The sequence below is a fragment of the Fictibacillus sp. 5RED26 genome, from assembly GCF_015903895.1.
In the GTDB taxonomy this organism is placed as follows: Bacteria; Bacillota; Bacilli; order Bacillales; family Fictibacillaceae; genus Fictibacillus; species Fictibacillus phosphorivorans.
In genome coordinates, this window is record NZ_JACZDU010000002.1 from 19,102 (window position 1) to 32,481 (window position 13,380).

General features: G+C 43.8%; 10 protein-coding genes. 9 read left to right on the top strand and 1 reads right to left on the bottom strand.

What is annotated here, in order from left to right; all coding sequences use genetic code 11:
- Nucleotides 1-154 precede the first annotated feature (154 nt).
- The 7 genes from IHV10_RS08365 (at nucleotide 155) to IHV10_RS08395 (ending at nucleotide 10,791) form a co-directional block, all read left to right on the top strand.
- Nucleotides 155-1,294 (top strand): acyl-CoA dehydrogenase, encoded by a 1,140-nt coding sequence (locus tag IHV10_RS08365; RefSeq protein WP_197128271.1) that lies wholly within the window; start codon nucleotides 155-157, stop codon nucleotides 1,292-1,294.
- 15 nt (nucleotides 1,295-1,309) lie between these two features.
- Nucleotides 1,310-2,452, top strand: coding sequence for an acyl-CoA dehydrogenase (locus tag IHV10_RS08370; RefSeq protein WP_066399058.1), 1,143 nt, complete (start codon nucleotides 1,310-1,312; stop codon nucleotides 2,450-2,452).
- 231 nt (nucleotides 2,453-2,683) lie between these two features.
- Complete coding sequence (meaB, locus tag IHV10_RS08375) at nucleotides 2,684-3,640, top strand: methylmalonyl Co-A mutase-associated GTPase MeaB (RefSeq protein ID WP_197128272.1); 957 nt, start codon at nucleotides 2,684-2,686, stop codon at nucleotides 3,638-3,640.
- A 10-nt stretch (nucleotides 3,641-3,650) separates the two neighbouring features.
- Nucleotides 3,651-4,274: a TetR/AcrR family transcriptional regulator gene (locus IHV10_RS08380; RefSeq protein WP_197128273.1), complete on the top strand. Its 624-nt coding sequence runs from the start codon at nucleotides 3,651-3,653 to the stop codon at nucleotides 4,272-4,274.
- Between the two features lie 15 nt (nucleotides 4,275-4,289).
- Complete coding sequence (gene icmF / locus IHV10_RS08385; RefSeq protein WP_197129864.1) at nucleotides 4,290-7,553, top strand: fused isobutyryl-CoA mutase/GTPase IcmF; 3,264 nt, start codon at nucleotides 4,290-4,292, stop codon at nucleotides 7,551-7,553.
- A gap of 640 nt (nucleotides 7,554-8,193) precedes the next feature.
- The gene (rpoE, locus tag IHV10_RS08390) at nucleotides 8,194-8,712 is read left to right on the top strand and encodes a DNA-directed RNA polymerase subunit delta (RefSeq protein ID WP_197129867.1); all 519 of its coding nucleotides are present in this window, start codon (nucleotides 8,194-8,196) and stop codon (nucleotides 8,710-8,712) included.
- Nucleotides 8,713-9,189: 477 nt separating this feature from the next.
- A complete protein-coding gene (locus tag IHV10_RS08395) occupies nucleotides 9,190-10,791 on the top strand; it encodes a CTP synthase (RefSeq protein ID WP_197128274.1) in 1,602 nt (533 codons plus the stop codon).
- A 207-nt stretch (nucleotides 10,792-10,998) separates the two neighbouring features.
- Here the strand turns inward: IHV10_RS08395 and IHV10_RS08400 are convergent, their stop codons facing one another.
- A complete protein-coding gene (locus IHV10_RS08400; protein ID WP_197128275.1) occupies nucleotides 10,999-11,550 on the bottom strand; it encodes a DUF2529 family protein in 552 nt (183 codons plus the stop codon).
- Between the two features lie 167 nt (nucleotides 11,551-11,717).
- Here IHV10_RS08400 and IHV10_RS08405 point away from each other — a divergent pair, with 167 nt between their 5' ends.
- Both IHV10_RS08405 and fba read left to right on the top strand, forming a co-directional pair.
- Nucleotides 11,718-12,098, top strand: a complete 381-nt coding sequence (locus IHV10_RS08405) for a response regulator (protein WP_171005594.1) — start codon at nucleotides 11,718-11,720, stop codon at nucleotides 12,096-12,098.
- 249 nt (nucleotides 12,099-12,347) lie between these two features.
- Nucleotides 12,348-13,211: a class II fructose-1,6-bisphosphate aldolase gene (gene fba / locus IHV10_RS08410; RefSeq protein WP_066399034.1), complete on the top strand. Its 864-nt coding sequence runs from the start codon at nucleotides 12,348-12,350 to the stop codon at nucleotides 13,209-13,211.
- Nucleotides 13,212-13,380: the final 169 nt, after the last annotated feature.

A 13,380-nucleotide genomic window follows, 5' to 3' on the forward strand; every position in this document is an offset into this window, starting at 1 on the left:
CAAAGACAAAAATTCCATTTTTGTCTTTGTGGAAGAGACAGCAAACAAAAATAGCAACCACAGAGAAAAAGCGAGTAAAGAAAGAACAAATAGAGAGATAACTCACGGAGAGAGACTACTAGTCGGCATTTCAATATAGGAATGGGGAGAGACCATGAACCTCTTATTTACTGAAGAACAAAAAATGATGCAGAAGATGGTACGGGATTTTGCACAGAAAGAGATAGCACCGGCCATTGAGCATATGGAGGAAACAGAAGAGTTTCCGCGTCATCTGATTACGAAGATGGCAGAGCTCGGGCTGATGGGCATACCGATTCCGGATGAGTATGGCGGAGCAGGGATGGATTTTACGTCCTACATCATCGCGATCAATGAGCTTTCTAAAGTGAGCGCGACGATCGGCGTTATTTTATCCGTCCATACGAGTGTTGGAACGAATCCAATCCTTTATTTCGGGAATGAAGAACAAAAGAGAAAATACATTCCTAAGTTAGCAAGTGGAGAGTACCTTGGTGCGTTCGGATTAACAGAGCCGAGTTCAGGTTCTGATGCAGCAAGCTTAAAGACGAGAGCCGTTAAAAAGGGCGATCATTACATCTTGAACGGCTCTAAGATTTTTATCACAAACGCAGGAGAAGCGGACGTGTACATCGTTTTTGCTTCAACAGCACCTGATAAAGGAAGCTACGGGATTTCGGCCTTCATCGTCGATAAAGATACACCAGGTTTTTCAGTAGGAAAGAAAGAGAAAAAAATGGGGTTGAACGGATCAAACACGTGCGAAATCATTTTCGAAGATGCGCGTGTACCTGCTGAAAATCTTCTAGGTAATGAAGGGGAAGGCTTTAAGATCGCGATGAGCAACCTCGATGTGGGCAGGATCGGAATTGCTGCTCAATCACTTGGTATCGCTGAGGCGGCATTAGAATTTGCGACGAACTATGCAAAAGAAAGAAAGCAGTTCGGAAAGCCGATCGGTGCTAATCAAGGTCTAGGATTTAAGCTTGCAGACATGGCGACTGCCGTTGAAGCGGCAAAACTTTTAACCTATCGTGCGGCTGATCTAAAGACAAACAACCAATCATGCGGAAAAGAAGCGTCGATGGCAAAGCTTTTTGCATCAGAAACGGCAATGAAATCAGCGATCGAAGCGGTGCAAGTGTACGGAGGGTACGGCTATACAAAAGAGTATCCGGTAGAAAGACTGTTCCGAGACGCGAAGGTGTGTCAGATCTATGAGGGAACAAGTGAGATTCAACGCATGGTATTAAGCAAACATTTACTAGGATAAGAGGGAGAGATAGAAATGCAATTTATGTTATCTGAAGAACATGAAATGATCCGTAAGATGGTGCGTGATTTTGCCAAAAATGAAGTAGAGCCTACAGCTGCAGAACGTGACGAAGAAGAGCGTTTTGACCGCGCAATTTTTGATCAGATGGGTGAACTTGGCCTTTGCGGAATTCCTTGGCCAGAAGAGTACGGCGGAATTGGCGGCGATTATTTAGGCTATGTGATAGCAGTTGAAGAACTATCACGTGTTTGCGCGTCAGTCGGTGTAACGCTATCTGCTCACACATCTCTTGCAGGATGGCCGATCTTTAAGTTTGGTAACGAAGAGCAAAAGCAAAAGTTCCTACGTCCGATGGCAGAAGGTAAGAAAATCGGAGCATACGGCTTAACAGAACCAGGATCCGGATCAGATGCAGGAAACATGAAAACAACAGCGAAAAAAGACGGCGATGACTATATCATTAACGGCTCAAAGATCTTCATCACGAATGCTGGAGACGCTGAGATCTATGTGGTGTTTGCGCGTACGGATATTGAAGCAGGATCAAGAGGAGTTTCTGCGTTCATCGTAGAAAAAGGAACACCAGGCTTTTCTTTCGGTAAAAAAGAAAAGAAACTCGGCATCCGTTCATCTCCAACATTAGAGATCATTTTTGAAGATTGCCGTGTACCAGCTGAAAACCTTCTAGGTAAAGAAGGAGAAGGCTTTAAGATTGCGATGATGACACTTGATGGCGGACGTAACGGAATCGCAGCTCAAGCGGTTGGAATCGCTCAAGGTGCACTAGATGCTTCCGTAAATTACGCAAAAGACCGCAAGCAGTTCGGTAAGCCGATCGGTGTAAACCAAGGAATCGGTTTTAAGCTTGCAGATATGGCAACAAAAGTGGAAGCGGCTCGCCTTTTAACTTATCAAGCGGCTTGGAGAGAGTCTGAAGGTCTTCCATACGGAAAAGAGTCTGCAATGTCGAAGCTATTTGCTGGAGACATCGCAATGGAAGTAACGACAGACGCGGTTCAAGTGTTCGGCGGATACGGCTACACGAAAGAATATCCAGTAGAACGTTACATGCGTGACGCAAAAATTACGCAGATCTACGAAGGTACACAAGAAATTCAGCGTCTCGTTATTTCTAAGATGCTTTTGAAAGATTAATTTGTGGGTTGTGAGAGGTTGATCTGCGCTCCAGGTTGCTCGCTTTCCGCGGGGCAGGCGGTGAGCCACTTGCCGCTTTGCGCCGTTAAGTGTCTCACCTGACCGCTTGTCCCGCAGGAGTCTCGCACCTTGCGCTCCAATCAACTTTTCAATGTAGCAAAACCCAAGGCATAAATCTTTTAGAGATTAACCTTTACAAATAACAGTTACTGAAATTTTTAGGAGGAAACCATGCATCCATTAGCACAGCGCATCCAGCAAAGAGAGGAACGTGCTCTCGCAAAAGCGATCACGCTTGCCGAGAACAACGGTGAAGACAAACTCGAGCTTTTAAAGAGCATCTACCCGCAGCAAAAAGGTGCTCATTGGATCGGCATCACCGGTTCACCGGGTGCAGGGAAAAGCTCGCTCGTCAATCGTCTCATCTCTTTTTTGCGTCAAAAGCAGATGACGGTTGCCGTTGTTGCCGTTGATCCGACGAGTCCGTTCAGCGGCGGCTCTATTCTTGGAGACCGCGTAAGGATGGCTGACCATTTTACCGACCCGGGTGTGTTTATCCGAAGCATGGGGACGCGCGGCAGTCTCGGCGGCCTTTCACGGTCGACGAAAGAGACGGTAAGGCTGATGGATGCTTATGGTTTTGATGTGATTTTAATAGAGACGGTAGGAGTAGGGCAGTCTGAGCTCGATATTATGAAGCTAGCAGATTCGGTTGCAGTTGTATTGAACCCAGGTAGCGGAGATGTTGTTCAAGTGTTTAAGGCGGGAATCATGGAGATCGCGGATCTGTTCGTTGTGAACAAAGCGGATATGCCAGGGGTTCCGAAGCTTCTCGCTGAGATTGAAGCGATGCTTGATCTTGTGAAACACGACAGCCCGTACCGCCCGCCAGTGGTTCAGACGGTTTCTACTGAAAATAAAGGATTGCAAGAATTATGGGACTCTCTTCTAGCACACCGTGAATATCTAGAGAAGAGCGGTGAAGGCAAGGAAAGAAAGCTTTCTAACCTGAAGCGTGAGGTGATGGAAGTGGTTCAGCATGAAATCTATCAGCAAGTGTTGAAACAAGAACAGAAAAATGGGTTCTCCTGGCTGGCCGACTTAGAATCAGGTACGACAGACCCTTATACAGCTGCAGAAAAGATTTTAATAAAACGATTGCAGCCGGCTGACGGGAAACAGAAATGAGGGAGGCCAATTGGGTAAGAAAGAAGTGCCGTCGCTCGTAAAAGATGAAAAACTGATTCAGAGACGACGGGAAGAGATGGTGAAAGCGGCGGTCTCTCTATTTAAAGAGAATGGGTTCCACCGCACGACAACTCGGGAGATCGCCAAAGCTTCTGGCTTCAGTATCGGCACACTCTACGAGTATATCCGGTCAAAAGAAGATATTCTCTATCTCGTCTGCGACAGCATCTATGATGGGGTAAAGCTGAGGCTGCAGCAGGATATCAAAGGGGAAGATAGCGGGATTCAAGGTGTTGAACGTGCAATCTCTGCTTATTTTAAAGTGATGGACGACATGCAGGATGAGGTGCTCGTCATGTATCAAGAAGCAAAGTCACTTTCTCATGAAGCTCTTCCGTATGTGCTCAAAAAAGAGCTGGAGATGACGGCGATCTTTGAAGAACTGCTTTTTAAAGTGGTAAAGCAAGGTGAACTTCATTTAAGTGAAAAAGAAATACAGGCAGCAGCTCACAATATTTTGATCATTGGACAGATGTGGACGTTCAGACGCTGGGCGCTGCAGAAGATGTATACGTTAGAAGAATACACGGCATTACAGATTCAGCAATTGTTGTACGGCATAAAAGGAGCATAAGAAAGGATGAATGAAATGACTCAGACCGATATTTACAGGCCGAAAAATCCGGTTCGATTTGTAACCGCTTCCAGCCTTTTTGATGGTCATGATGCGTCGATTAACATCATGAGAAGAATCATTCAGTCGAACGGCTGTGAGGTGATCCACCTTGGACACAACCGTTCCGTAGATGAAGTGGTGAGTGCTGCCATTCAAGAGGATGTTCAAGGAATCGCGATCTCTTCTTATCAAGGCGGACATGTTGAGTATTTTAAATATATGATCGATCTATTAAAAGAACGAGGTGCAGGACATATCAAAGTCTTTGGAGGCGGCGGGGGCGTTATAATCCCACCTGAGATCAAGGAGCTGCATGCTTATGGTGTAACACGCATCTTTTCTCCTGAAGATGGAAGATTGCTAGGACTTCAAGGCATGATTAATAAGATGGTAGAAGAGTGTGATTTTCCGACGGTTACCTCTTTAACAGATGAGATCGAAAAAGTAGTAGAAAAAGACGTTCGCTCTGTTTCACGTTTGATCACGTTAGCAGAAAATGTGAAGCAAGCGCCAGAAGAGATCGCAGCAACGGCTGAACAGACGTTAAACGAATTGAAAAGTCTGCAAAAACAAGTGCCGGTTCTTGGAATCACAGGAACAGGAGGAGCGGGAAAAAGTTCATTAACCGATGAGCTCGTTCGACGCTTCTTAAACGAGTGTGAAGACAAGACGATTGCGATCATCTCTATCGATCCGACCAAACAAAAGACAGGGGGAGCGCTTTTAGGTGACAGAATCCGAATGAACGCGATCTATCATCCACGTGTGTACATGCGTTCACTTGCTACACGTGGTTCACGTTCTGAGCTGTCCGATGCGATCAAGGACGCAATCGCAGTAACGAAAGCAGCTGGATTTGATCTGATCGTTGTTGAGACGAGCGGAATCGGCCAAGGGGACGCTGGGATTTCAGAAATCTCTGATGCTTCTCTATACGTGATGACGAGTGAGTTTGGTGCACCATCACAATTAGAAAAAATCGATATGATCGATTACGCAGATATTATTGCGATCAATAAGTTCGAGCGCAAAGGCTCTGAAGATGCGCTTCGTGATGTAAAGAAGCAATATCAGCGTTCTCGCAATTGGTTTGATAGAGATTTAGATGAGATGCCTGTTTACGGAACGATTGCGAGCCAATTTAACGATGCGGGCACGAACATCCTTTTTTATCACTTGATGAAGGTGATCGAAGAAAAGTCAGGCGTGGATTGGGGCATTCAGCCTGCAGCAGAGGCGATGACCGCGAAAAAGAACGTAATCATACCAGGTGAACGTGCTCAGTACTTAAATGAGATCGCACAAACGGTTCGTAAATACCATGAAACGGTGAATGAGCAAGCGAAACTAGCTCGCAAGTCGTTCCAAATTCAAGGAACGCTTGAAACGGTAAAAGAATACGACGCTGCAGGTGAAGAAGTAGAAACGTCGTTAAACAAAGCACTGGAAAAAGTTGAAGAGCAATTGTTGCCAACGACTTCAAAAATGCTCAAAGAATGGCCAGCGTTAAAAGAAATGTATAGCAAAAAAGAGTTTGTAACAAAGATTCGAGACAAAGAGATCGTGACCGAGCTATCGACGAAAAGTCTTTCTGGTCTTGATATTCCAAAAGTGGCTCTTCCGAAGTTTGAAGACTGGGGAGACATTGTAAAGTGGATCATGAAAGAAAACGTTCCAGGCTCGTTCCCATACACAGCGGGAGTGTTTCCTTTTAAACGTAAAGGTGAAGATCCAAAGCGCCAGTTCGCTGGAGAAGGAACGCCTGAACGTACGAACCGCCGATTCCATTATCTATCAAAAGATGACGACGCAAAACGTTTGAGTACAGCGTTTGATTCAGTAACCCTTTACGGAGAAGATCCGGATCACCGTCCGGACATCTACGGAAAAGTCGGAGAGAGCGGTGTGAGCATCTGTACGCTCAACGACATGAAGAAGCTGTATGACGGCTTTGATCTGATCGCACCTTCTACATCAGTTTCAATGACGATTAACGGTCCGGCACCGATCATTCTCGCCATGTTCATGAACACGGCGATCGATCAGCAAGTGAAGATCTTTGTGTATACGAACGGCAGACAACCGAACGAAGCAGAGTACAGCGAGATTAAGGAGAAGACTCTTGCTTCTGTTCGTGGAACCGTTCAAGCAGACATCTTAAAAGAAGATCAAGGTCAGAACACGTGTATCTTCTCTACTGAATTCGCGCTTCGCATGATGGGAGATATTCAGCAATACTTTATCGACCACCAAGTGCGTAATTATTATTCGGTTTCGATCTCTGGCTACCATATCGCAGAAGCTGGTGCGAACCCGATCACTCAGCTCGCGTTTACACTTGCGAACGGCTTTACGTACGTTGAATATTATTTAAGTCGTGGAATGGATATTAACGCATTCGCGCCCAATCTATCGTTCTTCTTCTCAAACGGACTTGATCCAGAATATAGCGTAATCGGCCGTGTTGCTCGCCGAATCTGGGCTACGGTAATGCGTGATAAATACAAAGCGAACGAGCGCAGCCAGAAGCTGAAGTATCATATCCAAACATCTGGACGTTCACTTCACGCACAAGAAATTGATTTTAACGATATCCGTACGACGCTTCAAGCGTTGATGGCACTTTATGATAACTGTAACTCGCTTCACACGAACTCGTATGACGAAGCGATCACAACGCCAACGGAAGAATCCGTTCGCCGCGCGATGGCGATTCAGATGATCATTACAAAAGAGCTTGGTTTGGCTCGTAATGAGAACTCGCTTCAAGGTTCCTTTATTATTGAAGAGTTAACAGATCTTGTAGAAGAGATGGTTCTTCAAGAGTTCGAGCGCATGAACACAAGAGGCGGCGTACTTGGTGCGATGGAAACGCAGTATCAGCGTGGAAAGATTCAAGAAGAATCGATGTATTATGAAATGAAAAAGCATGACGGATCGCTTCCAATCATCGGCGTGAACACGTATCTGAACCCGAATCCACCGTCAGAAGAAGAGTTCAATATGCAGCTCGCACGTGCGACGAAAGATGAAAAAGAGCAGCAAATCCAAAATCTAAACGCGTTCCAAGAGTCAAGCAAAGACCAAGCGGGTGACGCTCTTAAACGTTTAAAAAATGTTGCCTTATCCGGCGGAAACATTTTCGATGAGCTCATGCATACCGTAAAATTTGCAAGTCTCGGTCAGATCACGAGCGCGCTTTATGAAGTAGGCGGAAAGTATAGAAGAAACATGTAGTGTGATGAGGAGAGAGCCGCCGGTTTAAGCGGTTCTCTTTTCTTTGCGAGATTGATTTCCTAAATCTCTGCTCTTTGATCTTGCATTTATGTCTCAATATCAATCAAGAGAGGTTTGTATGATTGCTATAGAACTACTCTCTTGAAATGTAGTTTTTTGAAGGTTATTGTTTTTAATCTTTATTTATACCTCATTTGCAAGTTGATTGGAGCAGAAGGTTGCGAGACTCCTGCGGGACAGGTGGGCAGTTCGAAAAGTGGAAGTGGCTCGTTCGGCCCCGACAAGCAAAAGGTGAATGGGCCAGGAAGGCGCACTTTGCCTTCTTGACCATTTAACTTTTGACCTCGAGGGGCTAGCCACTGCAACTAAACAGGTGAGACACTTAAGGGCGCAAAGCGGCAAGTGGCTCACCGCCTGCCCCGCGGAAAGCGAGAAACCTGGAGCGGAAATCAACTACTTTCTAGAGCATCGAAGCTCTACCTTACACCTTTTACAAAACCTTTTATGGAAAAAAGATAGATTACTACTGGCATATACCCATGGGATTTGTTTATAATGAAGAGTATGATTCTTCTAAAGAATGAGCACAATGTGTTGATATAAATGAGTGTGGAGAAGGAAAGGAAGTGCCGATGTGGCTATGCTGAACACGTACACGAAAGAACAAGTCGTTGAAATGTCAATGGTCGAAATCGCATTTGAAATTTTGCAGAATGCTAAGCAACCTGTACAATTCTATGATTTAGTAAAACAGATTGCTGAAATCAAAGGTTTGTCTAAAACTGCAGTTGAAAATCGAATTGCGTATTTTTACACAGATATGAATATTGACGGCCGATTCGTTTCATTAGGCGATAATAAATGGGGATTAAAAACGTGGTACCCGGTTGAGAGCTCTGAAGAGGAACTTGGTGCAACGAACAAACCAACAAAACGTAAAAAAGCGTCTGAAGATGACTATGACTTTGAAGAGGACTTCGATGATGAAGACTTCGATGAGTTAGAAGTAGAAGATGAGTTCGTTGATGAAGACGACGATCTTGCTGATGACGATGACGATGATGACGATGAAGAAGAAGAATTAGAATTCGATGAAGAAGATGAAGACTTCGACGAAGACGACGAAGATGAAGATGCAGATGAGGAAGAAAATCTGTAAGTCTTTGTGACTCATTAGAACCAGTGCCTTTTGGCGCTGGTTTTTGTTTTTTAGATGCAACTTGTGGATTGCAGGCAAAAACTTTTGGATTCAGGGCGGAAACTCGTGGATTAACGGCAAAAACTTTGGATTCAGAGCCTAATCTCTTGGATTGCAGGCCGAAACTCGCCGATTGCCTAGGCTAAGCGCCATTTCTCAAGCTTGTCCACTAAAAATTGGATTCTCACAGATCATCTTGACATGGGCTCTATACTCGGGTAATATTCTTTTTGGGCTATTCCTGTATCTTTTATTTAAAAGACTAATTTTATATGATATCAAAAGCAAAAGTGCCCCCTAACCATAGGGGAAGTGTCTTTTGCTTTTTATTTTTTTACGGATGAGTCTGTGTACACTTCACGTACACCGCCTCTCCCGATAGTAGAAAAAGCGTTAAACGCACATACTTATTTTAGAAAATTTAGGGGGATTGAAAACATGGCAAAATATATTTTTGTTACAGGCGGTGTTGTTTCTTCTTTAGGAAAAGGAATCACTGCAGCATCATTAGGCCGTTTATTAAAAAACCGCGGAGTGAAAGTGACGACGCAAAAATTCGATCCTTACATCAACGTGGATCCAGGGACGATGAGCCCTTATCAGCATGGTGAAGTTTTCGTAACGGATGACGGTGCGGAAACGGACTTAGACTTAGGTCACTATGAGCGTTTTATCGATATTAACTTAAATAAATACAGCTCAGTAACGACTGGGAAAATCTATTCTACCGTTCTTAGAAAAGAGCGTCGCGGTGAGTATCTTGGCGGAACGGTTCAAGTTATCCCGCATATCACGAACGAGATCAAAGAACGTGTTTTCCGTGCTGGCCGTGAAACAAATGCAGATGTCGTGATCACAGAGATCGGCGGAACAGTTGGGGATATCGAGAGCTTGCCGTTCCTAGAAGCGATCCGTCAGATCAAAAGTGATGTAGGCTCAGAAAACGTAATGTATATCCACTGTACACTGATTCCTTATATCCGTGCAGCAGGTGAGCTGAAAACGAAGCCAACACAACATAGTGTAAAAGAGCTTCGCAGCCTTGGTATTCAGCCGAACATCATCGTGGTTCGTACAGAGATGCCGGTTCCTCAAGAGATGAAAGACAAGATCGGTCTATTCTGCGACATCGATCCTAAAGCGGTTATCGAAGCTAGAGATGCAGATACGCTTTACCAAGTGCCAATCGATCTTCAAGAGCAGAAGATGGATGAGCTTGTTTGTAAACACCTTAAGCTTGAAACACACGAGCCGGAAATGGCGGAGTGGAAAGAACTGATCAACCGCGTAACGAACTTAAAAGGAAAAGCGAAGATCGCGTTAGTCGGAAAATATGTAGCGTTACAAGATGCTTATATTTCTGTTGTTGAAGCGCTTCGTCATGCGGGTTATCAATTTGATACAGATATCGAGATCGATTGGATCAACTCTGAGAACGTGACAGCTGAAAACGTGCACGAACTTCTTCAAGATGCTGATGGTATCTTAGTTCCTGGTGGATTCGGTGACAGAGGGGTAGAAGGTAAGATTCTAGCTACTCAATATGCGCGTGAGAACAAAGTTCCTTTCTTAGGAATTTGTCTTGGTATGCAGCTGGCTTCCGTAGAGTTTGCTCGTAACGTCTTAGGACTTGATGGTGCGCACTCAGCAGAACTTATGCCTGGCACACCGTTCCCGGTTATCGATCTACTTCCTGAACAAAAGGATATTGAGGACCTAGGCGGTACACTACGTCTTGGGCTGTATCCATGTAAGATTAAAGAAGATACAAAAGCGTTCGCAGCTTATAACGATGAAGTTGTTTACGAAAGACATCGTCACCGTTATGAGTTCAACAACGAATACCGTGAACAGATGGAAAAAGCAGGATTCATCTTCTCAGGAACATCTCCTGATGGACGTCTTGTTGAGATCATCGAGTTAGAAGATCACCCGTGGTTTGTTGCGTCACAGTTCCACCCAGAATTCACATCACGACCAACACGCCCGCAAGCACTATTCCGTGACTTTATCGGTGCAGTAACACAATTGAAGAACTAATTATGGCCGGCAGCTTCACTTTCTGAGTGGGAGCTGCCGTTTTTTTGCGTTTTATGTGATGTTTGTCTATTTTTATGTGATGAGCTCTAATTTTTATGTGATGGATGCCGCTTTTTATGTGATTAACTATGCTTTTTATGTGATTGAGTTTTTATGGCGACTAGAAGTACATAATTTTAAAAGCCTGGCATACAGCCAGGCTTCATGTTATTCATCATATTCTTCTAAAATCTCTTCCGTCGTTAAAAATAAGGCGTAATACGCGAATAAAGCGGTCAATCCAGATGGAAAACCGAGTCGTGAGCCATCATCCAGCGGTACTAATCCGCGAACGGCCTTCGTATCGATCACGATATCGGCTAATTCCTCCACATTCACATTCACATTCACATCCATTTCAGCATCTTTTCGTCGTCCGCCGATCAAAATGACGTTGCAATCAACATTTTTACGTAATTCTGAACAAAGTGATACTGCTTCTTCGTCATCTAAAAAGCGCGAAGCCACTACTACACTATCGACGGGGAGCAGATCAGACAACGCTACATCTGAAAAATTAGCCCCGGCGCGAAATTTATTCTCTCCAAACAGTGCTTCACTCACAACGGCTTCCATCTCATCAAAGCCTTTAAAATATACAGTTCCTTCAGAAAGTACGCTTTGTGCCAACAAACGTGAAGCTTCTTCGATCGACTGTTCTTCTTTATCTGAAATGGATTTTAGCAATCCTGCAACTTGTGTTGAAAATATTTTTAACATGAAAAAGAACTCCTTACTTTTTTTCAAATCATCGTGTTTTTGTTTATTAATTTAGTATACTTAATTTAACAATACAAATCATCGGGAACAGCAGGAATTGGTATCCTCTGTCTCGAATGGTATAGGGACAAAATGGTTTTGTAAAGAAACTCTAGATGAGGTGAGCAATAATGAGCGGGAAAATTTTAATTGTAGACGATCAGTATGGCATCAGAATTCTTTTGAACGAAATCTTTCAAAAAGAAGGTTATAAGACGTATCAGGCAGCGAACGGTGTACAAGCTCTTTCAATTGTGGAGAAGGACCGCCCTGATCTTGTCATTTTAGATATGAAGATTCCTGGAATGGATGGCTTAGAGATCCTTCGTCGTGTAAAAAAACATGATGAAACGATTCAAGTGATCATCATGACCGCTTATGGTGAGCTGGACATGATTCATGAGGCTATGAAGCTGGGAGCTATCACTCATTTTGCAAAACCTTTTGATATTGATGAGATTCGCGCAGCGGTTAGGAAAGAACTTCCATTAAACACGCCATCATCATAAAAGATTAAGAAATGCTGGTGTGTCGGCAATGATAGCGGTTACACCCCGAAAACGTTGATGTGTTGCGGTTTTCAGGCGATATTGGTATGCTATACTAGAATGAAATATGAGCATAATGAAATGTTTAGCAAGACGCCATGAAAGGTAAACTAAAGTGGCTTCTTTTTGCTGTGTATGCGCATTTCAGCAAATATACTATACAAAAATGTAGTTGGTCTGCTCGTGCCAATATCTAAGGAGGACATTACTATGCCTTTAGTTTCAATGAAAGAAATGCTTGAAAAAGCAAAAGCGGAAAATTATGCAGTTGGTCAATTCAACTTGAACAACCTTGAGTTCACTCAAGCGATCCTTAAGGCTGCACAAGAAGAGAAATCTCCAGTAATTCTTGGTGTTTCTGAAGGTGCTGCTCGTTATATGGGCGGATTCAAGCTTGTAGTAGCTATGGTTAAAGCTCTTATCGAAGAGTACAAAGTAACTGTACCTGTAGCGATCCACCTTGACCACGGTTCTAGCTACCAAAAGTGTGCTGAAGCGATTCATGCAGGTTTCACATCTGTAATGATCGACGGATCTCACCACCCATTAGAAGAGAATATCGCTCTTACTAAAAAAGTAGTTGAGCTTGCTCACTTCCACGGTGTTTCTGTTGAAGCAGAACTTGGCCGTATCGGTGGACAAGAAGACGATCTAGTTGTTGAAGATGCAGATGCAGCTTACGCGATTCCATCTGAGTGTGATCAACTTGTTCGTGAAACTGGTGTTGACTGCTTCGCGCCTGCACTAGGATCTGTTCACGGACCTTACAAGGGTGAGCCTAACTTAGGATTTGACCGCATGAAAGAAGTAATGGAACTAACTGGTGTACCTCTTGTACTTCATGGTGGTACTGGTATCCCAACAAAAGATATCCAAAAAGCAATTTCTTTAGGAACTGCTAAAATCAACGTAAACACAGAAAACCAAATTGCTTCTCACAAAGCAGTTAAAGAATACATCGGATCTAACCCAGACAAGTATGATCCTCGTAGCTACTTAACTGCAGCTCGTGATGCGATCCAAGCTACTGTAGCTGGAAAAATGCGTGAGTTTGGTTCTTCTAACAAAGCTTAATATAACCTTTCTCATGAAACCGCCTATACATCATAGGCGGTTTCATTTACACTATAAGAGTGCAAAAACACGATCCACGTATAGATAATAAAAGTATGATACGAAGTTTTGTAAGCGTAATCCTTCGTGTATGAAGACGAACATGTTATAAAAGAATATAAAAGATAGA

Excerpts from the sequence above, each read along its gene's own strand:
- IHV10_RS08365 (WP_197128271.1), top strand. The coding sequence starts at position 155 with ATGAACCTCTTATTTACTGAAGAACAAAAAATGATGCAGAAGATGGTA.
- IHV10_RS08370 (WP_066399058.1), top strand. The coding sequence starts at position 1,310 with ATGCAATTTATGTTATCTGAAGAACATGAAATGATCCGTAAGATGGTG.
- meaB (WP_197128272.1), top strand. The coding sequence starts at position 2,684 with ATGCATCCATTAGCACAGCGCATCCAGCAAAGAGAGGAACGTGCTCTC.
- icmF (WP_197129864.1), top strand. The coding sequence starts at position 4,290 with ATGACTCAGACCGATATTTACAGGCCGAAAAATCCGGTTCGATTTGTA.
- rpoE (WP_197129867.1), top strand. The coding sequence starts at position 8,194 with ATGCTGAACACGTACACGAAAGAACAAGTCGTTGAAATGTCAATGGTC.
- IHV10_RS08395 (WP_197128274.1), top strand. The coding sequence starts at position 9,190 with ATGGCAAAATATATTTTTGTTACAGGCGGTGTTGTTTCTTCTTTAGGA.
- IHV10_RS08400 (WP_197128275.1), bottom strand. The coding sequence starts at position 11,550 with ATGTTAAAAATATTTTCAACACAAGTTGCAGGATTGCTAAAATCCATT.
- fba (WP_066399034.1), top strand. The coding sequence starts at position 12,348 with ATGCCTTTAGTTTCAATGAAAGAAATGCTTGAAAAAGCAAAAGCGGAA.